General features: G+C 61.1%; 21 protein-coding genes and 1 pseudogene. 7 read left to right on the top strand and 15 right to left on the bottom strand.

The window, feature by feature from the left end:
- Positions 1–42 precede the first annotated feature (42 nt).
- The gene (locus OEG84_RS09005) at positions 43–768 is read right to left on the bottom strand and encodes a polyamine aminopropyltransferase (protein ID WP_267653443.1); all 726 of its coding nucleotides are present in this window, start codon (positions 766–768) and stop codon (positions 43–45) included.
- A gap of 319 nt (positions 769–1087) precedes the next feature.
- Here OEG84_RS09005 and OEG84_RS09010 point away from each other — a divergent pair, with 319 nt between their 5' ends.
- A complete protein-coding gene (locus OEG84_RS09010) occupies positions 1088–2593 on the top strand; it encodes an inorganic phosphate transporter (protein ID WP_267653444.1) in 1506 nt (501 codons plus the stop codon).
- A gap of 86 nt (positions 2594–2679) precedes the next feature.
- On the opposite strand, the gene OEG84_RS09015 is transcribed toward OEG84_RS09010, so the two are convergent.
- Positions 2680–3366, bottom strand: a complete 687-nt coding sequence (locus OEG84_RS09015; RefSeq protein ID WP_267653445.1) for a hypothetical protein — start codon at positions 3364–3366, stop codon at positions 2680–2682.
- Positions 3367–3747: 381 nt separating this feature from the next.
- On the opposite strand from OEG84_RS09015, the gene OEG84_RS09020 reads away from it, so the two are divergent.
- Positions 3748–5061 carry a GGDEF domain-containing protein gene (locus OEG84_RS09020; protein ID WP_267653446.1) on the top strand — a complete coding sequence of 438 codons (1314 nt, stop codon included), beginning with the start codon at positions 3748–3750 and terminating at the stop codon, positions 5059–5061.
- Positions 5062–5124: 63 nt separating this feature from the next.
- Here OEG84_RS09020 and ligA read toward each other — a convergent pair whose 3' ends face one another.
- Positions 5125–7230: an NAD-dependent DNA ligase LigA gene (gene ligA / locus OEG84_RS09025; RefSeq protein WP_267653447.1), complete on the bottom strand. Its 2106-nt coding sequence runs from the start codon at positions 7228–7230 to the stop codon at positions 5125–5127.
- 154 nt (positions 7231–7384) lie between these two features.
- Here ligA and OEG84_RS09030 point away from each other — a divergent pair, with 154 nt between their 5' ends.
- A complete protein-coding gene (locus OEG84_RS09030) occupies positions 7385–8020 on the top strand; it encodes a hypothetical protein (protein ID WP_267653448.1) in 636 nt (211 codons plus the stop codon).
- Positions 8021–8074: 54 nt separating this feature from the next.
- Here OEG84_RS09030 and recN read toward each other — a convergent pair whose 3' ends face one another.
- From recN to OEG84_RS09065, 7 genes are all read right to left on the bottom strand, one after another.
- Entirely contained in the window at positions 8075–9748 is a 1674-nt protein-coding gene (recN, locus tag OEG84_RS09035) for a DNA repair protein RecN (RefSeq protein WP_267653449.1), read from the bottom strand.
- Between the two features lie 11 nt (positions 9749–9759).
- Positions 9760–10626, bottom strand: coding sequence for an outer membrane protein assembly factor BamD (locus OEG84_RS09040; RefSeq protein WP_425602831.1), 867 nt, complete (start codon positions 10624–10626; stop codon positions 9760–9762).
- A gap of 184 nt (positions 10627–10810) precedes the next feature.
- Entirely contained in the window at positions 10811–11764 is a 954-nt protein-coding gene (gene lpxC / locus OEG84_RS09045; protein WP_267653451.1) for a UDP-3-O-acyl-N-acetylglucosamine deacetylase, read from the bottom strand.
- Positions 11765–12058: 294 nt separating this feature from the next.
- A complete protein-coding gene (gene ftsZ, locus OEG84_RS09050; RefSeq protein ID WP_267653452.1) occupies positions 12059–13744 on the bottom strand; it encodes a cell division protein FtsZ in 1686 nt (561 codons plus the stop codon).
- A 57-nt stretch (positions 13745–13801) separates the two neighbouring features.
- Positions 13802–15130: a cell division protein FtsA gene (gene ftsA / locus OEG84_RS09055; RefSeq protein ID WP_267653453.1), complete on the bottom strand. Its 1329-nt coding sequence runs from the start codon at positions 15128–15130 to the stop codon at positions 13802–13804.
- Complete coding sequence (locus OEG84_RS09060; RefSeq protein WP_267653454.1) at positions 15127–16050, bottom strand: cell division protein FtsQ/DivIB; 924 nt, start codon at positions 16048–16050, stop codon at positions 15127–15129. The genes ftsA and OEG84_RS09060 overlap by 4 nt, the downstream gene beginning before the upstream one ends.
- On the bottom strand, positions 16047–16946 hold the full coding sequence (locus OEG84_RS09065) for a D-alanine--D-alanine ligase (protein WP_267656133.1): 900 nt from the start codon (positions 16944–16946) through the stop codon (positions 16047–16049). Before OEG84_RS09065 ends, OEG84_RS09060 begins: the two co-directional genes overlap by 4 nt.
- Positions 16947–17627: 681 nt before the next feature.
- On the opposite strand from OEG84_RS09065, the gene OEG84_RS09070 reads away from it, so the two are divergent.
- Positions 17628–19616 (top strand): putative bifunctional diguanylate cyclase/phosphodiesterase, encoded by a 1989-nt coding sequence (locus tag OEG84_RS09070; protein WP_267653455.1) that lies wholly within the window; start codon positions 17628–17630, stop codon positions 19614–19616.
- A gap of 53 nt (positions 19617–19669) precedes the next feature.
- Here OEG84_RS09070 and OEG84_RS09075 read toward each other — a convergent pair whose 3' ends face one another.
- Positions 19670–20089 (bottom strand): helix-turn-helix domain-containing protein, encoded by a 420-nt coding sequence (locus tag OEG84_RS09075; RefSeq protein ID WP_267653456.1) that lies wholly within the window; start codon positions 20087–20089, stop codon positions 19670–19672.
- 134 nt (positions 20090–20223) lie between these two features.
- Between OEG84_RS09075 and OEG84_RS09080 the strand changes: the two genes are divergently transcribed.
- From OEG84_RS09080 to OEG84_RS09090, 3 genes are read left to right on the top strand one after another with little or no spacing between them, the layout of a single operon-like run.
- Entirely contained in the window at positions 20224–21414 is a 1191-nt protein-coding gene (locus OEG84_RS09080; protein WP_267653457.1) for an NAD(P)/FAD-dependent oxidoreductase, read from the top strand.
- Positions 21415–21438: 24 nt separating this feature from the next.
- Positions 21439–21864, top strand: a complete 426-nt coding sequence (locus OEG84_RS09085; RefSeq protein ID WP_267653458.1) for a DUF1641 domain-containing protein — start codon at positions 21439–21441, stop codon at positions 21862–21864.
- Complete coding sequence (locus OEG84_RS09090; RefSeq protein WP_267653459.1) at positions 21861–22334, top strand: iron-sulfur cluster assembly scaffold protein; 474 nt, start codon at positions 21861–21863, stop codon at positions 22332–22334. Before OEG84_RS09085 ends, OEG84_RS09090 begins: the two co-directional genes overlap by 4 nt.
- A gap of 21 nt (positions 22335–22355) precedes the next feature.
- Here OEG84_RS09090 and OEG84_RS09095 read toward each other — a convergent pair whose 3' ends face one another.
- The 4 genes and pseudogenes from OEG84_RS09095 to murG form a co-directional block, all read right to left on the bottom strand.
- Positions 22356–23180 (bottom strand): GGDEF domain-containing protein, encoded by an 825-nt coding sequence (locus OEG84_RS09095; RefSeq protein WP_267653460.1) that lies wholly within the window; start codon positions 23178–23180, stop codon positions 22356–22358.
- 147 nt (positions 23181–23327) lie between these two features.
- A complete protein-coding gene (murB, locus tag OEG84_RS09100; protein ID WP_267656134.1) occupies positions 23328–24305 on the bottom strand; it encodes a UDP-N-acetylmuramate dehydrogenase in 978 nt (325 codons plus the stop codon).
- Positions 24306–24335: 30 nt separating this feature from the next.
- Positions 24336–25730: pseudogene (murC, locus tag OEG84_RS09105) on the bottom strand (UDP-N-acetylmuramate--L-alanine ligase); the annotation flags it as partial.
- Complete coding sequence (gene murG / locus OEG84_RS09110) at positions 25727–26854, bottom strand: undecaprenyldiphospho-muramoylpentapeptide beta-N-acetylglucosaminyltransferase (protein ID WP_267653461.1); 1128 nt, start codon at positions 26852–26854, stop codon at positions 25727–25729. The pseudogene murC and the gene murG, both read right to left, overlap by 4 nt.

Below are 26854 nucleotides of genomic sequence, written 5' to 3' on the forward strand. Positions count from 1 at the left end.
AGCGCACTGATACGCCGGATTACGCATCAAGTGTGCACGCGCTCAGACAACCTCCGCCTTGCGCGCCAGATATACGGTCTGGGTGAACGGCTTGTCCTGCAGCGGATTGTGAAACGTCACCGGTTCGGCCCAGGCTTCGGCAAACACCTGCGCCAGCCGGTTGGTAAAACTGTCGTCGGTGCCTTCATCCGACCAGAGCCCGAACACCCCGCCCGGCTTGAGGTGGGCTGCCAGCGCCGCAAGGCCTTCCGGCTGGTAGAAACTCTCGCTGCGCGGATCGAGCAGCGCGTCAGGCGAATGGTCGATGTCGAGCAGGATCGCATCGAACAAGCGCCCCGGCGCGTCCGGATCGAAACCGCCCTCGCCGCGGGCCATGGCGAAAAAATCGCCCTCCACCAATTGGCAGCGGGGGTCGCCGGTCAGTTCCGGGCCCAGCGGCAACAGGCCGGTGCCGTGCCAGTCGATGACTGCTTCGAGATACTCAACGACGATCAGCGAACCGGTACGTGGCTCATCAAGCGCGGCCTTTGCGGTAAATCCGAGCCCGAGCCCGCCGACCACCACGTCAAGCCCCTCGCCCGGCCTGGCCGCCAGCCCCAACGTGGCAAGGGCGATTTCCGATGCCGTGAACAGATCCGACATCAGGTGCTCTTCACCGAGCTTGATCTCGAGAATATCCACCCCGAGCCGGGCCTCGCGCCGTCGTCTGAGCACCAGCGCACCGATCGGCGTCGGCCGGTAATCGAGTTCTTCGAACAATCTGCTCATGGCGTATTTTGCTCCAGTCCGGTGCTCTGCCCTGACTGATCCGGCGGCAGGGCTGTCGTCTTTATCGACGCTTTGGTCTTTACTGACAAGCGGCGCCGGTAGCCGGGGATTGGGCTTGACCTGCGCCTTTGACGTCACATTTACTTCAAAACCGCCTGGAACCGGGAAAATACGTTGATACAGCCGGGCTTCGGCTTGACGGAACCGCGGCAGGCGTTCATCGACACCACATCGGCGGCCTCAAGGCTGCCGGATCGGGCTTCAGCCGGTACGAACCGGCAAGCCGGACTGGACCGGAACACGGGAAACACAACCTCCAATGCCCGATACCTACCGCAAGCCAACGCTCGACAAGGATCTCGACAAGATTGCTGTGATGGAGGAGGCCACCGGCCTGCTCAACCGCAGCTTTGTCACGCCCGGCCTGGCGCTGGTGTTCATCTTCCTGTGCGCCGTCATCTCCGCCGTTTTCGTGACCGGCCATCCCGGCGCGGTGGTGATCGTCGCCGCGGCCACGATCGGGGCCTATATGGCGCTCAATATCGGCGCCAATGATGTTGCCAATAATGTCGGCCCGGCGGTCGGCTCGCAGGCGATGACGCTGGGCGTGGCGCTGGCGATTGCCGCCGTGTTTGAAAGCGCCGGCGCACTGATTGCCGGCGGCGACGTGGTCTCCACCATTTCCAAGGGCATCATCGATCCGGTTGCCGTTTCCGATCCCAATGTCTTCATTGCGCTGATGATGGCGGCGCTGGTCTCAGCGGCTATGTGGATCCATCTCGCCACCTGGCTCGGCGCACCGGTATCAACCACCCATTCGATCGTCGGTGGCGTGATGGGCGCGGGCATAGCTGCTGCCGGCGTCGACGCGGTCAACTGGCCGACCATGGGCTCGATTGCCGCAAGCTGGGTGATTTCGCCATTTCTCGGCGGGATTATCGCCGCAGCGTTTCTGGCCTTCATCAAGACCGCGATCATCTACCAGGATGACAAGATCGCCGCTGCCCGGCGCTGGGTGCCGGTGCTGATCGCCATCATGACCGGCACCTTCGCCACCTATCTGGCGCTCAAGGGCTTCAAGGCCATCATCAAGGTTCCCCTCGGCACGGCGCTGCTGATCGGCTTCGGCGTGGCCATCCTGAGCTGGATCGTCGCCCGGCCGGTGATCGCCCGACAATCGCGCGGGCTTGAAAACCGCAACCAGTCGCTGAGAAAACTGTTCGGCCTGCCGCTGATCTTCTCCGCGGCACTGCTGTCATTTGCCCATGGCGCCAATGACGTGGCCAACGCGGTTGGCCCGCTTGCGGCCATCGTTCATACCGCCGAAGTCGGCGAAGTTGCCTCAAAGGTGGTAATTCCGCTGTGGGTGATGGCAGTCGGCGCGGCGGGTATTTCGCTCGGCCTGCTGTTGTTCGGCCCGAAACTGATCCGCATGGTCGGCAACCAGATCACCAAGCTCAACCCGATGCGCGCCTATTGCGTGGCGTTGTCGGCGGCGATCACCGTGATTCTCGCCTCCTGGCTGGGGCTGCCGGTGAGTTCCACCCATATTGCCGTGGGCGCTGTCTTCGGGGTCGGGTTCTTCCGTGAATGGTACACCGAGAATTCCACCCGCCGGGCCGAATATGTCGCCCGCCACAGCATCAACAAGGCAGATGACGAGACCACAGCCAGCAACACTGGCCGGCCCGACGAGCAGCGCCGCCGCAAGCTGGTTCGGCGCTCGCATTTCCTGTCGATCATCGCGGCCTGGGTGGTCACCGTCCCCGCCGCCGCGGTGCTGTCGGGTGTGCTGTTCGTGATCCTGCGCTTCGCGCTGGTGTAAGCGGAACGGCTCAGAGAAGATTGGCCCGCCAAACCATCAGGCGGTCGTTCCTCTGGCCAGGGGCCAACCAGTCAAAAGGCTCATATCTAGCCGCCGCGCCGCCACATGGTGACCGGGGTTCCATCTGCCAGGTTGCCGGAGAAATAGTTGATGCCGTCGCGCTTCAATTCGGCCACCGGCTGACCATTGCGGCTTTCAATCGCCAGAGTGGCATCGTAGCCGGTGAAACTGTAGCCAAGCGCAAATCGTCCGACATTGGCGAGGTGCGGGTTCGCGCAGGACAGATTGTTCATGTTGCCGCCCTTGGCATCCTTCAGCTTGTAGCCGCTGCGGCTGCCGAACCCTTGGGCGATGACACCTGCGCCGGTGCGGATCTGAATCTCGCAGCCGCAACCGGAGGATCCGTCGGTGGCCATCCACTTGCCACCCAGGTCCTGCTCGGTGCGGACAACCTGGCTTGCCACGGTGGCGCCGATGATGCCGCCGCCGATCATGTTGCCGAGCACATTGCGCCCGACATTGCGCGCCAGGTTCTTGCCAACCGCATTTTTCGCAAAATCAGCCCCCTTTGCAGGCTTTGGCGGTGGCCCGCTTTGCAGGGCGATCGCACACATCGCCGGATTGGCAGGCGTCGCGGCAAAGGCGTTGGCAGTCGAGGCCGCCGTATCGAAGGTTTCCGGCTTGGCAGCTTCCGACTTGGCCGCGGGGGAAGGCGTTTGGCAGGCCGAAAGCAGAACGGCAAGGCCGATCAGGCCGGTGGTTTGAATTTTCATGTGCATTCCCCAATGTCTATTGCCATCCAGGGAGATGCATCGCTTCGCCGGATCTTGCCCGAGCCGAAAATTGCGCCCCATCCCTGGAAATCATCCAATGTCTGATGATGGTCCCGGCATGAGTAAGCAGCCCGACACCGCCGCATTCAATCACCTGAACGGGTGATTTGCGGCGCTGTTTCTCGGTTGGATCTCGCAAGGCGAAACAATACCGCCAGGTGCACGCACGCGGACCGGCCAAAGCGTGTGTACGCTGGCAGTTGCTGCTGATCATCGCCACCTGGTCCTCGCCATCCCCGTCGCCGCGGCGTTTTATTGCTGCGGCAAAGCGCCATCGGCAAGAAAGCCATTCTTTACAACCGGATGCTACGTTCCGCGACAATGAAGAACACTAGGCAAACAGATCACCGGGCACTCAGCCAGCGCATCTATAATGATGCGCTTAAAACAGCGATGACTGATCGCGTCATGCTTCCTGACCGGGTGCTGACGCAGGATAGCTCCTTGCCCGATGCATCGCCTGCGCTCAGCGCTCTCTACGACAGTTATTCCTGGGCGGCGCATTCGCTCAAGGCGCGCGCCTGGCTGCAGGCGGCTTTCGTCTTCAACTTTCTCCTGATGTCTTTCGACTACCTTGTCAGCCCCTCACTGTTGATGGCGACGCTGGCCATCCGCGGATTCATTGTCTCCACCATTCTGCTAGGTCTCTACTTGCTCTGGGGACGGCAGCGGGCAAGTTGGGTCCAGGGTGCGACATTGGTCGTGGTCTCGGCGACCATCATGATTGGGTCCGGTGCGCTGGGGGCGTTGGGCGGGGTCTCGCTGTTTGAACGCTATCTCACGGGGGCGCTGTTTACGGTGGCCACCGCAATCCTGTTCTTTCCTATCGAGTTTCGCTGGACGGTCGCCGGGGTTGTCGCGGCAATCATTCTCCATGCCGGCATGCTCATGACCGGTCCGGTCCCCGATCCTTGGCTGGCGCTGAGCACCAGTCTTTTTTACAGCGGTGTGATCGTTGCTTTCGCCTCGACCCGAAAGGCAACACTGAGAAGCCAGTGGAAAAGCTTCAAATCGAAAATCCGGGAACTGCGCGACCAAGAGGCACTGGCGAGCCTCAATGCCGAATTGCAGGTGATCGCCAATCTCGACCCATTAACCGGAATTCAGAACCGGCGTTCAACCCAGGAAGATATCGATCGGATCTGGAGCGACCCCTCCTATGCCAAACGGGCTATCGCCTTCCTAATGCTCGACATCGATAATTTCAAACAGCTCAATGATACTCTCGGCCACGCCGCCGGTGACGACTGCATTAAGGGGGTGGCCAACAAGATCAGCGTCGCCCTGCGCGACGGCGACATAGTCTCGCGCTACGGCGGCGAGGAATTCCTCGTGGTGCTGCCCCGCACCTCCGCAAGCGATGCTTTCGCGGTAGCCGAGCGGATTCGCAAATCCGTTGAATCGTTCCGGTTAAAGACCTCGGGAGACACCCCGGCAAGCCGGGTGACCATCAGCATCGGTTTGGCCCTGTGGGAGGGTGACCAGACACCCGAAATGCTGATCAATCGTGCCGACGAGGCGCTCTACGATGCCAAGCGCAACGGCAGGAACCAAACGGTGATCGCTCAGCATCCGCAGGATATCAGTGCCCACTCCACACAGATTCAGAGCCTCAAGACGCAGGATGTTGCCTAGGCTGAATGTCGATTATGCCTAAGGCAGGTCGCGTCACCCCGATCAGGTTTGATGTAACCTGTGTCAGCCGACCAGCTCGAACCATTCGTCCTCGGTCATGGTGCGCACACCCAGGCCTTGCGCCTTGGTGAGTTTTGAGCCGGCGCCGGGGCCGGCAACCAGGATGTCTGTCTTCTTCGACACCGAGCCTGCCACCTTGGCGCCCAGCCGTTCGGCCATCGCCTTGGCTTCATCGCGGGTCATCTTTTCGAGGCTGCCGGTGAACACCACCGTGAGGCCTGCGACGGGGGAATCCTGCGCCGGCTTTTCGGCTTCGAGAATGGTGAGTTGCTCTAGCAGTCTTTCGACCATGTCGATATTGTGCGGCTCGCCGAAGAAGCGGCCGATGGCCTCAACCACTGCGGGACCGATATCGTCGAGCGCATCCATCTCCTCGATCGCCGCTTTGTCACCCCCGGCAATGGCCAATGCCGCCTCGTGCAACGCCTCCCAGGTCCCGTAGGCGCGCGCCAGGGTCTTGGCGGTCTGCTCGCCGACATGGCGGATGCCGAGCCCGAAAATCAGCCGATCGAGCGCAATGGTCCGGCGCGCCTCGATGGCGTCGAACAGCTTTTGCGCCGATGTGTCGCCATAGCCGTCGCGGTTCTTCAGCCGTTGCAAGCCGTTGGCCTCGTCACGCGTCTTCAGCGTGAAGATGTCGGCAGGCTGGCGGATCGGCAGTGTCTTGTCGTCGTAGAAGAACTCGATCTGCTTCTCGCCCAGGCCATCAATGTCAAAGGCCTTGCGCGAGACAAAATGCTTGAGATGTTCCTTGCGCTGGAACGGGCAGGCAAACTCACCCGAACAGCGGCGAATAACGCCTTCTACACCGCCCGCGGTTTCCTCGCGAATCACCGGCGTCTTGAGATGGCAGGGACAGATGTTCGGGAATTCGAACGCCTCTGCGTCATCGGGTGAATCGACCACCCGCAAGATCTGCGGAATGACATCGCCGGCGCGCTGGATCTCGACCGTGTCATGGATTCGAACGCCGAGCCGCTCGATCTCCTCGGCATTGTGCAGCGTCGCATTGGTGACCACCACGCCGCCGACGGTGATCGGCTCAAGCCGCGCCACCGGGGTCAGCGCGCCGGTGCGGCCGACCTGGATGTCGATGGCGGTGAGTTTGGTCACGGCCTTTTCGGCCGGGAATTTATGCGCAATCGCCCAGCGCGGGCTGCGCGAGCGGAAGCCAAGCCGAGCCTGCAGGTCCAGCCGGTCGACCTTGTAGACCACCCCGTCAATATCATAGGGCAGATCGGCGCGGGCCAGCCCGATTTCGTTGTAATGGTCGATCAACCCCTTGATGCTGCCCAGCCGTTTGGTCAGCGGATTGACAGGAAAGCCCCAGGCCGCAAAGGTCTCGATCATGCCGTGCTGGGTGTCAGAAGGCATCGCCGACATGTCGCCCCAGGCATAGGCAAAAAACCTGAGCTTGCGGCTGGCCGTGATCTTGGCGTCGAGCTGACGCAATGAACCCGCCGCCGTGTTGCGCGGATTGACATAGGTCGGCTTGCCCTCGGCTTCCATGCGCTGGTTGAGCGCCAGAAAGTCCTGCTTGGCCATGTAGACCTCACCGCGCACCTCGACCACTTCCGGCGCGCCATCGGGCAATTGGTTGGGGATTTCCGAGATTGTCTTGACGTTGGCGGTGACATTTTCGCCGGTGGTGCCATCGCCACGGGTGGCGGCGGTGACCAGCTTGCCATCCTCGTAGCGGATCGACATCGACAATCCGTCAATCTTCGGCTCGGCGGTGAACGCAATCGAATTGTCCGGCAACTGCCCCAGGAAGCGGTAGACGGAATGGACAAAATCGCGCACGTCCTCGTCGGAAAACGCATTGTCGAGCGACAGCATCGGCACCTTGTGGGTGATCTTGCCAAAGCCTTCGGCTATCGCGCCGCCGACTTTCTCGGACGGGGAATCGGCGAGCTTGAGATGCGGGAATCGCGCCTCGATGGCAAGGTTGCGCTGCTTCAGCGCGTCATACTCGGCATCAGAGACCAGCGGCGCGTCATGGCCGTGATAGGCCTCGTCATGACGGGCAATTTCAGCGGCCAGCCGTTCCAGTTCGGTCTTCGCTTCCGCTTCCGACAACTCGGCTACCGGTTTTGGCTGATGGGTCATGTTGGGGCTCCGGCGATCAGCACCGTTTTAGAGAAATCCGGGCAAATGAAAAGGCCTCTATCGGGCGCGTGAACATCAATCAGCAATTAGGATTTGCAGTGTAGGCTGATGCGGCATGCGGGTCTTGGCGCCGCGATGAAGGAATGACGGACAGATGATCGTCGGCACACAATTTTTCACCGCTCCCAGGGTGACCACGGAGCGGGCGATCCTCACCAACGCATCGGCAGCGGTGACGCCCGAATCCGTTGAAGCCGGTGATGAGGCTTTAGACTCGCTGGCGCTGCTCGACAATTTCGTCGAATCGGCAGCGCTCGGCCGCAAGGCTTTTGCAGAGGACCGGCTCAAGCACCTCAAGGAGCAGATGAACACGCTGTCGCTGTTCAATCTCGCCCCGGGTTTTCTTGCCGGCCACACAGCGCGGATGGCCAAGGAGCTTGAATCCGCGGCCTCCGATTTTGCCTCCGCGTTCAAGACGCTGGCCGGGCTGGAGCAACCCGCCAATCCGGGCACAGCCACGGACGGTTCCGTGCCCACGGCCTATCTCGAGGTGATGGACGATGACGCTCCCCTCACCGCCAGAATGAGCCCCGAAGACGCGGAAACAGCCGCAAGCTTCATGAACACCGCCTATCAACTCCGGGGCGTGGTTGAATTGATCTCGGATGATGCCCGGGACAGCGCCAATATGCGGCGGAGCGCGGACAGCGCCCGCAATACCACCGACCACGTCATGACCATCATGGCGCGGCTCGAAGGGCCATCGGTTTTCAACAAGACTTTCTGGTAGGCAAATCAACAGCCACGCATGCCGGATCCCTGCCCCGTACCGGGCCAGACCTCCTCAGTCCGCCACATCCAGTAGCCGTGCGGCTGCGGCACGCGCTTCGGCGGTAACGTGCTCGCCGGCCAGCATCCGGGCGATTTCCTCGCACCGGTCATCGAGCCCCATGCTGCGCACCCGGGTGGTCACGGTTGTCGAACCTTCCTCGGATGGCCCCTTGGCAATCAGCAAATGCGTCGCAGCCCGCGCCGCTACCTGCGGTGCATGGGTGACCGAAAGCACCTGAACGCCATCAGCCAGCCGCTTGAGCCGCTTGCCGATGGCATCGGCCACCGCTCCGCCCACGCCGGTGTCGATCTCGTCAAAAACCAACGTCGGTGCCGAACCGCGATCGGCCAGCGCCACTTTCAGCGCCAGCAGGAACCGCGAAAGTTCGCCGCCTGAGGCCACCTTCATGATCGGGCCGGGCCGCGAGCCGGGGTTGGTGCGCACATGGAAAGCCACGGAATCGATTCCCGTCGGTCCGGCATTGGCAGCATCACTGCTGATCTCGACAATGAATTCGGCCCGCTCCAGCTTCAGCGCCGGCAACTCGGCCATCACCGCAGCAGTCAGCGCAGCACCCGCCGTGTGGCGGCGTTCCGACAAGACTTTGGCCGACTGCAGGAACGCGGCCTCGGTCTGCCCCACCCGGGCTTCAAGCGCCGACAGCCGTTCTTCACCGGCATCGAGATCAGCCAGATCGGCCATCATCCGCGCCGCCAATTCGGCCAGCGAATCCACGGGCACATTGTATTTGCGCGCAGCCGCCCTCAATGCAAACAGCCGCTCCTCGGTCTCTTCCAACTCGCGCGGGTTGAAATCCGCCGCCCGCTGCGCCGCCTCGACGGCGGTCTGGGCTTCAGCCAGCGCATTGAGCGCGACATCCAGCGCCGCCACCGTGTCGTTGAGAAGTTCCGGCGCCTGTTCGGCCTTGCGCTCAAGCCGCCGGAGCAAGCCACTGATCACCGGGATCGGCGACGCCTGGCCGCTGAGCACCTCATCAGCCTCGTTGATGTCACTGGCCATCTTCTCGGCCTTCATCATCCGCGAACGGCTTTCGGCGAGTTGTTCCTCTTCGCCTTCCACCGGCACCAGCTTTTCCAGCTCGTCGACCGATGAGCGCAGCCAGTCGGCCTCGCGCCGCGCCGCCTCGACCCGCGCCCGGTGGGCTTTAAGCGCCCGTTCCGCTTCGCGCCAGCTCTCATGCAGCGCACCGACTTCGGCCGCGCGCTCACTCAGGCCGCCAAAGGCATCAAGCAGCGCCCGGTGGGCATCCATGTCGATCAGGGCGCGGTCGTCATGCTGGCCGTGAATTTCCACCAGCCGTTGCCCGGCTTCGCGCATCAGCGCCACGCTGGCTGGCTGATCGTTGATGAACACCCGCGTGCGGCCATCGCCCGATTGCACCCGGCGAAACACCAGATCACCGTCATCATCAATGCCGTTGTCGCGCAAAAGCAGCCGCGCCGGATGATCCGCGCCAACATCGAACACGGCGGTAACCTGGCCCTTGTCGGCGCCATGGCGCACAAGCGAACCATCGCCGCGGCCACCGAGCGCCAGTGACAGGCTGTCAAGCAATATGGATTTGCCGGCCCCGGTCTCACCGGTGAGGACCGAGAGCCCGGCGTCAAACTCGAGATCAAGCTTCTCGATCAGGACTATATCGCGGATCGACAGCTGTACCAGCATCGCGCCCTGCTTCAGGCGCCGACGAGGCGGGACCCGGCGCGCGAAATCCAGGAGCCCTTGTTCTCGCGCGGCTCAAGACCGCCCGTGCGCAGGAGCTTGTAGGAATCGGCATACCACTGGCTGTCGGGATAGTTGTGGCCAAGCACGGCCGCAGCTGTCTGCGCCTCGCTTTCGAGCCCCATCGCGTAATAGGTCTCGACCAGCCGCGCCAGCGCCTCCTCGATCTGTCTGGTGTTGGGATACTGCTCGACCACCAGCCGGAACCGGTTGGCGGCGGCAACATATTCCTTGCGCTCGAGATAGTAGCGACCGACCTGCATTTCCTTGCCGGCGAGCTGATCTCGCGCATAGCGCAGCTTGGCCTGGCTGTCCTCGACATATTCGGACTCTGGATAGCGCTCGATTACCTCGGTAAAGGCTGCGATGGCGCGCGCCGAGGTGCGCTGGTCGCGTGTCACCTCAGGGATCTGCCGATAGTAAGCCAACCCGACGATGTACTGCGCGTAAGCCGCATCCTCGTCATTGGGGTACAAGCTGAGATAACGCGAGGCGGTATTGATCGCTTCGGAATATTGCCCCTGGCGGTAATTGGTGAAAGCGCTCATCACCATCGCCTTGCGCGCATACTCGGAATAGGGATGCTGCTTGTCGACCGCCTCGAACTTGCGGCTCGCTTCGGTCAGCTCGCCGGCTTCCAGATTAGCAAGTCCCTGATTGTAGAGCACGTCGGCCGGTTCGATAGATTGTGCATAGGCGGTAATGTCGATGTCCGGATCGGACTGACACGCGCTGACAAACGACGAAACGCCGGCCAATCCGGCGACCATGAGCGCAACTCGAATTGCGCGCCCGCGCCTACCCTTGCCCGAAGTATCCATTCTGCAAAACCTCTCAACAGCCGCGGATGCAATCCATCCGCAGAACCAGACCCGCGTTTCTATCCGGAAATGACCGAACTTCGCAACGTCATGAAGACGCTTTGCCGCATTTTTGTGGCAAAGCGTCCCTTCAAAAACAGCAGTATAGGCAAGAAAGCAGTGATATGCAGCAGCAATCGGCTGGTCAGAGCGCCCACGGCGCGAACGCCGCAGCGTTGACAGCCACCAGTTCGCCGTGACGAACGGTATCGCGACGTGCCGGCGCTTCGACGACTTCATAGGCCGTCTGGTCGGCCAGAAGTGCCCGCAGCGCCATCGCATTGAGCTTGTGACCACCGCGGTAGCTGCGATAGCAGCCGATGAATTGCGCACCGGCCAGAGCCAGGTCGCCCACGGCATCCAGCGTCTTGTGGCGGGCGAATTCATCACGGAACCGAAGCCCCTCGACATTGATCACCTTGTCGTCGTCGCCGATCACCACCGAGTTTTCCAGCGACGACCCCAGCGCGTGGCCCGAAGCCCACAGCCGCTCGACATCGCGCATGAAGCCGAAAGTACGGGCACGGGCCAGCTCGCGGCGGAACGTGTCGGCGGTAACTTCGCCCTTCCAGGACTGGCGGCCGATCAGCGGCGATTCAAAATCTATGTCGATTTCGAACCGGGTGCCGTTGTGCTGCGAGAACTCGGCCCAGGAACCGCCCATCTCGATGCGAACCGGCTTGATGACACGGATGTAGCGGCGCTTGACCGGATGGTTGATCAGGCCTGCATTGTCGAATGCCTCGATGAACACCGCGGCACTGCCATCCATGATCGGCACTTCGCTGCCGTCAATGTCGATGCTGATATTGTCGACGCTGAGCGCATAGAGAGCTGCCATCAGATGCTCGACTGTCGCAACCGAACGGTCGGGCGCCTTGCCGAGCAGGGTGCACAGATCGGTCGAGCCAACCTGCGAGGACACAGCGCGAACGCTGATCACATCACCACATGGCAAATGTCGATTGAAAACAATTCCGGTGTCAGGATCGGCCGGGTGGAAGGTGATAGAGACATTCTCACCCGAGTGCACGCCAATGCCCGACAGGGAGATAGACCGCGAAATCGTGGTCTGAAAGCCTACTACATCGCTACCCATAAGGTCCGCCGTTTCCCGCTTGATTGGTCATGGCCTCCCAAAGGCCATGCCGTCCCCAGTCTGTTGAAGCGATTCCACACATCCCCCCGCGTGGTCGATCGCTCCATTCCCTAATTCATGGGCTGCAAGATAAGGCCGCGACTCCGAGTTTCCAAATCACGCTTTTTATCGTTCTGTTACGATACAGTAACATAACGCGGCTTGAAAAACCCATTCGTTAACAATGAGTTAACAAATGCGCATGGCAGCCTCACGACTGCCATGCGATTTATCTTACAGTTTGTTACAATCCCGTCACTTGGCCTGGCGGCGCAAGAAGGCGGGAATCTCCAGCTGCTCGTCATCGTGAGTCGCGCGCGCCTGCGGCGTCATGCGGCCCTGATCGTCGAGCTGGCCGCGGCGCGGCGCGTAAACACTAGCCTCCGGTGACAGCGGACGACGCGCCTGCGGTGCCGGGCTCGGAGCAGCGGCATGCGCTTCCTCGTCCTCACGACGGCCCAGCGAGCTTGACAGCCGCTTGAGCAGGCCCATCGGGCCGCGCTCGTCGATCTGGCCTTGCGGCGCGTTGCGATGCTCCATCTCGGCCTTGACCACTGGCGGGAAATCCTCAACCCGCGGCATCCGTGACGGTTCGGCTTCCATTCGAACCGGAGCGGGAGCCTGCTGAACCGGCGCCTGTGCTACCGGCGGCGCGGTCATGACCGGCCGTTGCGGTGCGGCCGGAGCCGTTGCTTCGGGCTGGCTGGCAAACAGCCGGTTGTGCGGCTGCGAACCGGACTGCACGGCCTCCGGTGCGGGCTTTGCCTGTGTCGGCAGGCCCATCATCTGGCTGGCAATGTCGAGTTCGCGCTCCAGTTCGGCCTCTGCCGACAGGATGGTGTCAGCCACCGGATCCTTGCTGGCCTGCGCCGGCTGCGGCGCCGGCGTGGCTGTGGCGGGACGGCTGGCCTGCGGAGCCGGGCGCGGAGCAGGACGCGGTGCCGACAGCGTCGGACGCTGCTCGACCGCGCCTTCGACACGGTCGATGCCGGTGGCAACAACCGAAACGCGGATCAGGCCTTCAAGCGCTTCGTCAAATGTGGCGCCAAGGATGATGTTGGCGTCGGCATCGACTTCCTCGCGGATGCGGGTGGCGGCTTCGTCAACTTCGAACAAGGTCATGTCGCGACCGCCGGTGATCGAGATCAGCAGGCCTTGCGCGCCCTTCATCGTGGTCTCGTCGAGCAACGGATTTGCGATCGCGGCTTCGGCAGCTGCCATTGCGCGGTTTTCGCCCGATGCTTCACCGGTCCCCATCATGGCGCGACCCATCTCGCGCATCACCGAACGGACGTCGGCGAAGTCGAGGTTGATCAGGCCTTCCTTGACCATCAGGTCGGTGATGCAGGCAACGCCCGAGTAGAGCACCTGGTCGGCCATGCCGAAGGCATCGGCGAAGGTAGTCTTGTCATTGGCGATGCGGAACAGGTTCTGGTTGGGGATGACGATCAGGGTATCGACGCATTTCTGCAATTCCTCGATGCCCGCCTCGGCCAGACGCATGCGGCGCTGCCCCTCGAAATGGAACGGTTTGGTGACCACGCCAACGGTCAGGATGCCCTTGTCGCGAGCGGCCTGGGCAACAACGGGTGCTGCGCCGGTGCCGGTGCCGCCGCCCATGCCTGCGGTGACAAAGCACATATGAGTGCTGTTGAGATGATCGATGATCTCGTCGATGCATTCCTCGGCGGCCGCGCGGCCGACTTCCGGCTGCGAGCCGGCGCCAAGACCTTCGGTGACGGCCACGCCGAGCTGGATCAGCCGGTCGGCCTTGGACATCGTCAGCGCCTGGGCGTCAGTGTTGGCGACCACAAAGTCGACCCCCTGCAGCCCTGCGGTGATCATGTTGTTGACTGCGTTGCCGCCGCCACCGCCGACACCGAATACGGTGATGCGGGGCTTCAGCTCGGTGATATCCGGCTTCTGCAAGTTAATGGTCATGACACCCGTTCCTTCCTTTGGCATGGCCGCACCGCCGCGTGGGCCAATTCGATAAAATCAAAAACTCTCTTTGAGCCATTGTCCCATGCGGGACAGACGGCCACCCGCGCCGGAGATGGCTGCAAAGCCGCCCTCGCCTGCGCCGTGGGATTCGAAATGCGCGACCTGAGGATAGATCATCAGGCCAACCGCAGTAGAAAAAGCCGGGCCCTTGGCCGCCGCCGGCAGGCCGGAAATGCCCAACGGGCGACCGATCCGCACATTCCGCGCCAGAATCCGCCGTGCCGCTTCGGTCAGGCCGGTCATCTGGCTCGCGCCACCGGTGAGCACGATGCGCTTGCCGACGAGCGAGCCATATCCGGATTGCTGGATCCGGTCGCGAAGCATCTCGAGGGTTTCCTCGACCCGGGCGCGAACGATCCGCGAGACCAGTCCGCGCGGCACATGGGTGGGCTGGTCGCGCTCGTCCTCGCCAATCGGCGGAACCGAAATCACGTCGCGGTCTTCGCCCGCCTGCGGCAGCGCCGAACCGTGCACCACCTTGATGCGTTCGGCATCGTCAAGCCGGGTCGAAAGCCCGCGCGCCAGATCCATGGTGACGTGCTGGCCGCCGAGCGCGATCGCATCCGCATGCACCAGCTTGCCATCGGCAAAAACCGAAATCGTCGTCGTGCCGCCGCCCATATCGATGGCCGCGCAGCCCATTTCAGCCTCGTCGGAGACCAGCGCCGCGAGTCCGGAAGCATAAGGTGTGGCCACCATCGCCTCGACGGTGAGATGGGCGCGGTTAACCGCCAGTTCGAGATTTTTCAGCGGCGCCCGGTCAGCTGTAAGTACATGCATGTCGACGCCCAGCACATCACCATACATGCCAGCCGGATCGCGGATGCCGCGCTCGCCATCAAGCGTGTAGCTCGACGGCAGCGAATGCAGGATGGCGCGTTCGTTGAGCTGGCTCTGGCGGGTGGCGGCGTTGACCACCTTGGCAAGATCGCCATTGGCAATCTCGTGGCCACCCAGATTGACCGAGGCCGAGTGGGTTTCGCTGCCCAGCCGCCCGGCGGTAACATTGATGATCAGGCTTTCGGCGGTGACGCCGGCCATCCGTTCGGCGGCGTCAACTGCGAGCCGCACCGAACTTTCAACCGCGTCCATGTCGGAAATCACGCCAGCCTTGAGGCCGCGCGACTTCTGATGGCCGATCCCGAGAATCTCTATCTTGTGAGTACGTCCCGCCAGCACTTCCGACGCTTCGACCGGGGTCAGCCGGCCGATCATGCAGACAACCTTGGAGGAACCGATATCGAGCACCGTGACGATACTGACGCGCTTGCCCGACAGCGGCGAAAGCCGCGGCAGCATGGAGGAAGGACGGAAAAGGCTCATGTGTTCTTCTCCGCCGCCTTGATCGCCTTGGCGCGGGCCGCCAGGGCTTTCTTGCGGCGTTCGAACGAAGCTTCGCTCAACCGCAGCGTGACCCGGTCGGGAAGCCGCAGATCCACCACTGTGATATCGCGCGACAGCACGTCGCGACCGCCATCGAAATCGGCAAAACGCCTCAGCGCAGCGTCGACATCCTGTTCGGGAAGGCTCAGCGTCACACCATTGTCGAGCCGCAGATCCCAGCGCCGGTCGGCGATACGGATCGCGGCCTTGACCCGGGCGCGCAGCTGCGGATGCATCAACAGCCGGGCTTCCAGCTCGTCGGCATGTTCGTCGGCGCCAAGACCGACATAAAGGGGCAGATCAGCATGGCGAGCGCCGGTAAGCGGAGCGATCACATCGCCGCGCGCATCAACCAGTGCCAACCGGTCGCCATGCTGCCAGATACCTACAGGCTGCCGCTCGGTAACATTCACCGACAGGCCGCGCGGGTAGATTTTCTGCACCTGCGCGTCGGTAACCCAAGGCAGCTGCATCAGCCGGGTGCGGGCCAGATGCGCGTCGATCGCCACCACCGAGGTGGAGCCATCGAGCCCAAGCTGGCCGAGAATATCAATGTCGGAGGTTTCGGCATTGCCGCTGATCTGCACGTCTTCCAGTGCAAATCCGGCGCTGGTGGTCACAGCCTGGGTCACCGCTTCGGTGTGACCACCAAGCTGCATCCCGTAGAGGCCGGTGGCAGAAAGAAAGGCAAGGGCGGCAACCGACCCGACATGCGGACGGATATCCACACGGCCGGTGGCCAGCGCCCTGTAGAAGCGCACGTGACGGCGCAGAAAACGCGGCAGCACAAGAGCGCTGGCAAACGCATGGCGTCCGCCCGTCCTGTTGGCCTTAGCGGCCCTGCCTTTGTTTCCCGTCATCGACGACACGAAGCGTCCTCCACCATCCAGCTGACAAATTCTTCAAACGAATGCCCCGCCTGCAGGGCCATTTCCGGCGCCAGTGATGTCGGTGTCATGCCGGGCTGGGTATTGACTTCGAGCCAGATGACCTCCCCGTTTTCGGAGAAACGATCATCATATCGAAAGTCAGACCTGCTCACGCCGCGACAACCGATCGCCTGATGCGCCTTCAAACTCAACCTACGTATTTTTTGGTAAACAATTGGTGAAATTTCTGCCGGACAAACGTGTTTGGAGCCGCCGGCAACGTATTTTGAATCATAATCATAGAAGGTGTGTCCCTGTGGCACGATCTCGGTGACCGCCAGCGCCACATTGCCCATCACCGTGCAGGTCAGTTCGCGGCCGCCGATGTAGCGCTCGACCATTACCTCGTCGCCATATTTCCATTCTTGCGAGGTAATCACCTGCGGCGGGTGCGATTGCCCCTCGCCGACGATGACGACGCCAAAGCTCGACCCCTCGTTGACAGGCTTGACCACATAGGGCGGTGTCATCGGGTGCGCCGAGGTAAACTCGAAGCGGTTCATCACCTTCGATTCCGCCACCGGAATACCGACCGCCTTGGCGACGATCTTCGACAGCCGCTTGTCCATCGCCAGCGCCGAAGCGGTGACACCGGAATGGGTGTAGGGGATGGAAAGGTATTCCAGCACACCCTGAATGGTGCCGTCTTCTCCGTAGGGTCCATGCAGAGCATTGAAACAGACATCAGGTTTCAGCTCTGTCAGCACAGAGGCAATATCAGGCCCGACATCGACGCGGGTGACCCGGTAACCGGCACGCTCCAGCGCATCGGCACAGGGCGCGCCCGAAGCCAGACTGACCGGACGCTCGGAGGAAAATCCGCCCATCAGAACGGCGACATGCTTGGTTTTTTTCAATGCCTCGGCGTTCATCCATTTCCCTCGTTCTGTTGCGCATCCCCTCCAGGCGGGGATCCACCCAATCCGCATCATGATGCCCATCAAGGCAGAATTCAGCCGATCAGGCAGACGCGTTGCTGCACAATCTAGCGGCTGAACATTGCGCCAACCCGTTCCAGCCACACGGTACCTGGCTCAAAACCGGCGTGGTCAGCAGCGCCCGACTCATGCGCATCTGATGGAAACCCTTAGGAATCAGAGCTTTCGGGCAAGCGCAAGAGGCGGCACAGGCATCTCGTGGCTTTGCCTGCGGGTACGCCGCTGCGCGCGCAGTTCCACTATGGCGTCCGAAGGCAATCGCATGTCGCCACGGCATGCAGTCGCCTCGGCCGCCGCCGGCACCATTTCCCGCAACGATGAGTATTGGTCTAACGGGTAACAGGCGCGGAACACCGCGTTAATGAATTTCGTTTATTAGCCAAGGTGGAAACAAGTGAGAAACAGCAATACGGGCTCGATTGATGCAAAAGCGGACAGATAAAGCATTCAACTATCGATCGACCGCCCGTTTTCAAGGAAATATTTACTTGCTCTTTCAATTCCAGCTCACGCAGCGCGCGTCCGCGTCGGCCATTGCGCAGCATTGAGTTGAAAGGGTCTCTCAGGAAAATGGCAAATCCGATCGCCACTTACAATTACTGGATCAACCCTGCGCGACGGCAGGCGATGGCGACTGCCTATTCTCCGATCGTACGCGGGTTCCTGTTTCCCGGTATGGTCTATTATGCCTACATCACCCTGACCCACTTTAGGGACGAGACCGGGCTGGAGTTGGCCATGCTCGCCTCGATCAGCTTCACGACGGTTGTAAGCTATTATGTGATGAGACAGCATGTGCTGGCCGGCGACAAACTGTCGTTGCCGCGGCTCGAACTGATCGGTCTGATCGCCAACCTGCTGATCTACCTGAATGTCGTCTGCTACCTGACCATTCATTTTGAGCAGAACAAGCTGATCTATTTCGCCCTGATGGCGGTGGTTTTCTCTACGACCGGCATCACCTTCCGGGGAACCCTGCTCAGCGTTGGCCTGTCGCTGGTGACGCTCTACCTTTTCGCAGCCAAACTCCCCCAGGAAATCCTGACCCAGTACGTCTCGATCAGCATCGCCACCACTTTCGCCTCATTCGGCATGGCCATGCTGCTGCGCAAAGCCATATTCAGGCAGATTGATGCACGCTTGCTTGCCGACGAACTGGCGGCCAAGGCCCGGCGTCTTGCCGATACCGACATGCTCACGGGCATTCCCAACCGGCGCGCGGTGTTTGAGAAGATCGATTATCTGATCGACCAGCGCAGGCCTTTCTGGGTAGGAATTTTCGATCTCGACGGTTTCAAGGCGATCAACGATATCTATGGCCATATCGTCGGCGACAAGCTGCTATGCGCAATCGTCGAACGGGCCAGCAAACTCGAGATTCCCGGCGTTACATTCGGCCGGGTCGGTGGTGACGAATTCGTCGCCCTGTTTCCGGGAAACTTGCCGGAGGAAGCTGCTGCGGAGCTGGGAAACAAGGTGATCGAGGCGATCAGCCGTCCCTACCCGTTCGCGCTCCTGAACCTTGTCGTCGGCGCTTCGGCGGGTTTTTCGCATTTCCCGAGCATGGGCGCGTCCAGCGCCAAACTTTACGAGAAAGCCGATTTCGCGCTCTATAAAGCCAAGGCCAAGCACCGCGGCCGATGCCTGATGTTCGACGCCACCGAAGACAAGGAAATGCAGCAGGCGACCGCCATTGAGCGCGAATTGCGCGAAGGCGACCTCGAAAGCGAGATCTACCTGCTGTTTCAGCCGCAATATTCGCCGCAGCTGCAGCGAACCGTCGGCTTTGAAGCACTTGCCCGCTGGCAGAACCCGAAACTTGGTCTCGTTCGGCCCGACCAGTTCATTCGCGCCGCAGAACGTTCGGGCCACATCAGCAAGCTTACGGAAATCATCTTCAGGAAAGGACTCGAGACCCTTGCCGAATGGCCTGAAGACATCTCCCTATCCTTCAACCTTTCGGGCCAGGATCTGTCAGACCAGGCCTTTATCATGTCGCTGCTCGGCCAGATCATGAAGTCGGGTATCTCGCCCCGCCGCATCGAGTTCGAAATCACCGAAACCGCTGTCATGACCACGCTCGATCTTTCCCGGTCGCTGCTGACAGAGCTGCGGGCGAGCGGATGCAAGATTGCCCTTGATGATTTCGGATCGGGCTATTCAAGCTACGAATATCTCGACCAGTTGCCGCTCGACAAGGTCAAGCTCGACAGGAGTTTTGTCTCCAAGGTCAGCCAGAGCGTGACCTCGCGGGAAATCGTCACCAGCGTCATGCGACTGTGCGCGAGACTCGAGCTGCGCTGCGTGCTGGAGGGCGTCGAAACCCCGGATGAAATGGCAGCCCTGAGCGAGCTGAGCCCCGACCTGATCCAGGGATACCTGTTCGGCCGGCCGATGACGGCGGCGGCAGCGATGCAACTGATCAACGCCCAGGACAACCCTGTTTCCGTGCGTGAGCCCTTCGAAACAATTCGCCAAGGCAGCATGAAATCATGCACGCCAGACGATGCATCTCGTGATCTGCCGGCAAGTTCCCGGCACTCAGCAAGCCGTCTATAGCGACGGTGAAATGATGTATTGTCGCCTCGCGACCAGCCGACGGCTCGTTGCACTTACGGAACAGTCCTAGCGGGTCCCTTTTCGGATACCGCCGGCGTATTGCCGGACAGGATCGGCGGTCCACGATAGAGCCGCTGCAATGTCGACACCATTTCCTCGAATTTCATATCAAGATCAACACACGCGCGGCTTGTCGGCTCGAGACGCAGCGAACGACCGCATTTCCTGCTTTCCACCAAACCTGCAGCCTCCAGCTCCCTGACCTTTCTGTGCGTGGTTGAGATTGGCAGTCCCAGCGTCATCGACAAGGAGGACAGGTCGTAATAACGGCCCTGAACCTTTCCGGTAATGATGGTTCGCACCATCAATGCATCAAGTGGCCCGCCCCACATCCCGGTTTCGATTGCATAGAAGCGGTTCAGGCACTCGATGATCTGGGCCTGGACGATTTGGCGGATTTCAGCTTCTTGCATCTCGGGTTTCCTTTTGTCGCCAACCAACCTTTCCAATCCGGAAACATCCGCAGGCAATGGGTTTGACCGCCCATGCTAAGGCTCCGGAGTGAAGGATCAAGACTCCGCTCAGGCGGCAATTGAGGAGGCCAACATTGACTAAACACATCCTTATCGTGGGCGGCGGCATCGGCGGAACGATGACTGCCAACAGCATCGTCACCAAAATGTATCCCGAAATTGCACGCGGGAAGGTCAAGGTGACACTGCTTTCCGATTCGCCATGGCATTATTACAAACCGGCGTTCATGTATGTGGCCTTTGACATGTTTTTTGAAGGCGAACTGCGACGCAAGCAGAGCAGTCTGCTGCGCCCCGAGATCGATTTCCAGGTGGACAAGGTCGTCAACTTCGATTTCGCCGGCTCAAAGGTCAAGACCGCGTCCGGCAAATCCATCGGCTATGATTATATCGTCGTGTCAACAGGCTGCATTCCCGCCCCGGAACGAATTCCCGGGCTCAAGGAAGGCGGCGACTATTTCTATCAATATGCTCCCGCGCGCCAGCTCGCAGAGAAGCTGCGCAATTTTGAGAAGGGGCGGATCTTCATAACCGTCAACTTCCCCAAGACGCCAAACGTGCCCCATCAATGTGGCATCGCTCCGATGGAAACCACGCTGATGGTCGACGAATACCTTCGTCGCAAGGGTGTCCGCGACCAGTGCGAGATCGTCTATACTTATCCGACCATCTCGCAACTGCTGCGCAATTGCCTGTTTTTGCAGCAGGAAGTCTGCGAAGTGCTTCCGCCGGTGTTCGAATCCAAGGGCATCCTGCATCAGCGTGGCTTCACACTGGAATCTGTAGACGCGGAGAAGAAGATCGCCCGCTCCGAGGAAGGTAAAGAGGAAGAGTTCGATCTTCTGATGTGTACGCCTCCGATCCGGGCGGTGGACGCAGTTCTCGATAGCGGCATTTCTCAGGCACCAAACAATGAAGGCTGGCTGCCGACCGATCGCAAGACACTCCAGCTCGAGGGCCACCCCAACGCCTATATCATGGGCGACACCGTCGATCTGCCGATCTCGAAAGCCGGTGGCTCATGTCACAACCAAAGCCCGGTTATTGCCAACAACATCGCCGGCGATATCCGTCTCGGCCACACCGTCGCCGAGTATGACGGCAAGGTTCAGGCAGTGGCACAGATGGGTCTCGATGCAGGAATGCCGCTTTGGTACGACTATGATGAAGACGTCCATCCAACGCCTCCGACAAAAGTCGGCGGGCTGCTCCGCAAGGCCTTCAATCGCGGGATCTACTGGTCCGTCGCGCGCGGCATCATCTGACATCGGCACCGGGAGAAAAACGATATGAGCGAATCCGTCACGGACATGACCGAAAAAACCACCATCAAGGCCGCCAAGCCTCTTGCCGCCATGGATGAAGCCACCCAACGCGGCTTGATGGAACTGCTGGAAAAGGCGGCACCACTGTTGCAGGGTCGACGCTTCCACAATCTGGTCGATCTGGCCTCGCTGGCATCGGACGGCGTCGACATGTTCGACGACGCCATGGTCCAGAAGCTGATGAAGGCCTATGAGGAAGGAGTCGGCGCGGCCTGGTCGATGAGCAATGCGGCACGGTTTGCCGCCAACCAGACCGCGACCGCACAGGTGCCGTCGCTTCTCGGCCTACTGCGCGTGGCCCGCAACGAAGACGTCCGCCGCGGTCTGTATTTTGGCTTGACCTTCCTGTCGGTGCTGGGCCGGCAGATGAAGGATGACGGCGTCGAATGACCACAGACCCGGACCTTGCCGCACTTTACCAGCGCGGTTTGCGGGATCTCGCCGCAAAGGTTCGAAGCGACAAGCGGCTCGTCCCGGCGGATATTTCCGTCACCCGGACGAGCCGCACTTGCGGCAGCCTCGTCACGCTGGACATACGCAGAAAGGCGGACGTGATCACTGCGCTCGGTTGGAGGACGCGCGCTTGCACGCTGGGCATGGCCGCGACCGCGGTCGTGGTACAACAGGCGATCGGTCGAAAATTCTCCGAATTAGTTGAAATCGGACACTTGATCCGTCGCCTTCTGAGCGGCGAGGATATCATCTTTCCCGAGCCCTGGCGCGAACTTGAGATGTTTGCTGCGGCACGCGGTTTTCCGACGCGTCACAGTTCGATCCTGCTGCCATTCGAAATTATTGCCGAGGCGGGCAATGAGGCGTCTGCTCAAGGAACTTCACCGTCGCGCGACCCAATCGCATAACATGCCCGGCCGGCGCTCTCGTCAAGCCGCGGCGGCATTATTGGCCCGGTTGGCGCTGACCGGTTCCGTGCTGTAGGACAACACGATCCGGTTTCGACCGCCACTCTTGGCCGCATACAGCGCCTTGTCGGCACGTGAAAAGGTTTCATCAAAGGTCTGATGCGGAAGCGACCTGGCAGCCCCGCCCGACATGGTGACGGAGATTTCTCGTTCCCCCACATTCATCTGCATCTCGGCCACATTTCTGCGAGCGGTCTCCCCCAACACTACAAACTCGGCAAAGGGCATGCTGCCAGTGAAAACGGCAAATTCCTCGCCGCCGATCCGGGCGCAGGCACAATCCTCTCCGAAAGCCGCCTTCAGCATCCGCGCCACCTCAACAATGACCGCATCGCCCATCTGGTGACCATAGGTGTCGTTGATCTTCTTGAACCGGTCGACATCGAAAACCAACATCGACTTTTCCCGGTCGCACTGATCGAACATTTCCACAAATGCGCGGCGGTTCGCCAAGCCAGAAAGCGTGTCGGTGCGGCTCAACCGCTCGAACTCCGCCCGCGACACACCCAGATCATGAATCGAAAAGCCGACCGCCACATAAGCTGTGGTCGCCAGAATGAAGGTTATCGGTGGCGTCAGCACCGAGGCAACGATCAGCGCCGAAGACAGCGCATAGGGCAGCAGGTCGAACCAGGAGAGCAGGAGATGGGCGCAAATATTGAGGCCACAGGCCAACAGAGAGACTTTGATTCCGACCCAGACAGCCTTGCGGACAACGTCGTTGTATGACCGGAATTCCTCAAACAAAAGTTGCTTGATAACCCAGTCACGGGTCAGTCGAAACATGGATACACCCCCGATTAGCGGATGACCTTAATCTTGACCCGTTAAATTTGTGCTTCCGGCACGCCCGCTGCGCGCTGCCCGAAATCGCCAGAATGTCATATTTCGACACAACCTACGCAAATTATCACAAAGATAATGCAACCACTTTTACACCATCACACCCAGAAACTCCTGAACCAGTTGGTCAGGTTCAAAAAGGCCCAACCGCTTGATTTCCCATTCCAGCCGGATGCCGGAGGTTTCGAGCACGCGGGCGCGGATGGTTTCGCCGAGATTTTCCAGCTCATAGGCCGAAGCCGAGCCAATGTTGATCATGAAATTGCAATGCATCGGCGACATTTGCGCACCGCCCACGGTCAGGCCGCGGCCACCGGCCTTGTCGATTTCCTTCCAGGCGGATGTGCCTTCGGGATTCTTGAAGGTCGAGCCGCCAGTCTTCTCACGGATCGGCTGAACCGTCTCGCGGTGGTGCTGGACCGCATCCATGGCTTCGCGAATTTCGCCGCGCTCGCCAGGCGTTCCCTCAAACACTGCGCGGGTAAAAATCAGATCCTTCGGCGCCGAGGAATGTCGGTAGGCATAACCCATTTCCGCGTTTGCAAACACGTGACGTTGGCCCGCTCGGTCGACGGCATGCACCTCGACGACCCGGTCGCGGGTCTCCACGCCATTGGCGCCGGCATTCATTCGCAGCGCGCCACCGATCGCGCCGGGAATGCCGTGATAGAAATGAAACCCTGCGAGCCCTGTCTCAAGCGCCTTGGCGGCCAGATGCTTGTCCGGACAGGCAGCACCCGCCTCCAGCCGGGTCTCGGAGACCTGTTCGGCCTGGCCAAATCCCTTGGCCGACAGCCGGATCACCACGCCGGGAATACCGCCGTCACGCACCAGCAGATTGGAGCCGATGCCCACCGGCAACACCGGGATCTCTACAGGCAGCGCCGCCAGAAACGTCGAAAGATCGTCCTCATCGGCGGGCTGGAACATGAGCTCCGCCGGACCGCCGGTGCGGAACCAGGTGATTTTCGACATCTCGGCATTTGGCGTCAGCCGTCCGCGAACAGCGCCCAGCTTGTCACCCAGCGACGTCAGAAGTTTTTCGCCATCGACTTGCTGTTGCTTCATGCGCTCCCCGGCCGCCGCATCCGGCGCCAGTGCCGCCAATTCGGCGGGCAACTTGTTGGCCCAGTAGGTGATGGTGCCTGCGCCGAGGCAGACGACATAATCACCCGGCCTGGCGATCTCGGCGATCAGCGGCGCCAGCGCCTCGGGCCCATCGATCAGCCGCGCATCGCGGTGGCCGCCGGCCTTCATGCTGGAAACGAGGCTTGCCGAATTGATGTCCTCGATCGGATCTTCGCCAGCGGCATAGACCGGCGCCAGGATCGCCGTATCAGCCTGGTTGAAACAGGCGGCAAAATCATCAAACAGGCTTTCAAGCCGTGTGTAACGGTGCGGCTGTGCAACCGCGATCACACGCCCCGCACAGGCATCGCGTGCAGCGGCAAGCACCGCCTTGATTTCCACCGGATGGTGGCCGTAATCGTCAAAGATCTCGACCCCGTTCCAGCTGCCGGTATGGGTGAAGCGGCGCTTGACCCCGCCAAACTGCCCGAGCCCCTTGGCGATCTGTTCGGGCGTCATTCCCAGTTCGAACACCACAGCGATTGCCGCCACCGCATTGGCGACATTGTGCCTGCCCGGCATCGGCAGCCGCAGATCGGAAAGCAGAACCGTCTCGCCAGTCTTGCGGCGCCGGATTTCCACGTCGAACACCGAGGTGGCGCCGTCCATGCGGTGATTGAAATGCCGCACGTCAGACTGAGGGTTCTCGCCATAGGTAATCACCCGACGGTCCTCGATCCTCGAAACCAGCGACTGCACTTCTGGGTGGTCGAGACACATCACGCCGAAACCGTAAAACGGCACATTCTCGACAAACTGCTTGAATGCCGCGCGTACCGCGTCGAAACTGCCGTAATGGTCTAGATGCTCGGGGTCGATATTGGTGACGACAGCAATATCGGCGGGCAGCTTGAGGAAGGTGCCGTCGCTCTCGTCGGCTTCCACCACCATCCATTCGCCTTCGCCCATCCGCGCATTGGTGCCATAGGCATTGATGATGCCGCCATTGATCACTGTGGGGTCAAGCCCACCTGCTTCCAGGAGCGTCGCCACCATCGATGTGGTGGTGGTCTTGCCATGGGTACCGCCAATCGCAATCGCATTGCGGAAGCGCATCAGTTCGGCCAGCATCTCGGCGCGGCGCACCACCGGCAGCAGCTTTTCGCGTGCGGCCATCAATTCCGGATTGGATTTCTTGATCGCGGTAGACACCACCACGACTTCCGCCTCACCGAGATTTTCCGCCGCATGGCCGATGAACACCTCGATGCCCTTGTCGCGCAGCCGCTGCACATTGGCGCTTTCGCTCTGGTCGGAGCCCTGAACCTTGTAGCCCAGATTGTGCAGCACCTCGGCGATGCCGCTCATGCCGATGCCGCCGATGCCGATGAAATGAACGAGGCCGATGGTTTGCGGCATTTTCATGCGGGTGTGCTCCTGAATTGCTCTGCTGTAATCCCCTCCGCAATAGCCTCCGCCAGATTGGCAAGCAAGCGCGCGGCGTCGGGTTTTCCGGTCGCCTGTGCCGCAGCCGCAGTGGCCGCGAGGCCGGCGGGGTCCTGCATGCGGTCGCCGATCATGTCGGAAAGTAGCTGCGGCGAAAGCTCGGATTGCTTGATCACGCTGGCCCCACCCTTGGCCATCAGCGCCGCGGCGTTAGCGGCCTGGTCATGGTCGAGTGCGAACGGATAGGGCACCAGGATCGCCGAGCGGCCGATCACGGCAATTTCCGACACCGTCGATGCCCCGGACCGCGAAATCACCAGATGCGCAGCCCCCAGACGCGCCGCCATGTCGTTGAAAAACGGCGATACCTCCGCCTTGATGCCGAGTTCTGCAAGCCGAGCACGGACATGCTCCTCGTCCTCGGGCCTCGCCTGCTGGGTCAACTCCAACCGTGCCCGCAGCGGGTCGGGAAGCAGCGCGATTGCAGCCGGCACCGCGTCGGAAAAGAACTGCGCGCCCTGGCTTCCGCCAAACGCCACCAGGCGGAAGGTTTCACCCTCCATCGACGGCACATACGGAATTGCCGCTGCAGCCAGCACTTCCGGACGTACCGGATTGCCTGTGATTACCGTCTTGTCGGCATATTTGCCCTTGCCCTGCGGCAGAAACCCGCCAGCGATTGCCTTGACCCTGCCAGCCAGCGCCTTGTTGGCTCGCCCCATCACCGCGTTCTGCTCATGAATCATCGTCGGCAGACCGGCGTTCGAGGCTGCGATCAGCGGCGGTATCGTCGGGTAACCGCCAAAGCCGATCACCGCATCTGGTCGAATCCGCCGGATCAGTACACCCGCCTCGCGCACGCCCTGAAACAACGTCCACAACGCCCGGGCCACCTTGATCGGGTTTTTTGAACCGATGGTGGCGGAGCGAACGATATGGATTTCCGAGGCCGGAAACTTGCCGGCAAACCGCTGCGCCCGGCTGTCAGTGACCAGATGAACTGTGTGGCCGCGGGCTGTCAGCTCATGCGCCAGCGCCTCGGCAGGAAACAGATGCCCGCCGGTGCCACCCGCCGACAGCAGGAACAGTTTGCCATTTGCCAT

Source organism: Hoeflea algicola, from assembly GCF_026619415.1.
In the GTDB taxonomy this organism is placed as follows: domain Bacteria; phylum Pseudomonadota; class Alphaproteobacteria; order Rhizobiales; family Rhizobiaceae; genus Hoeflea; species Hoeflea algicola.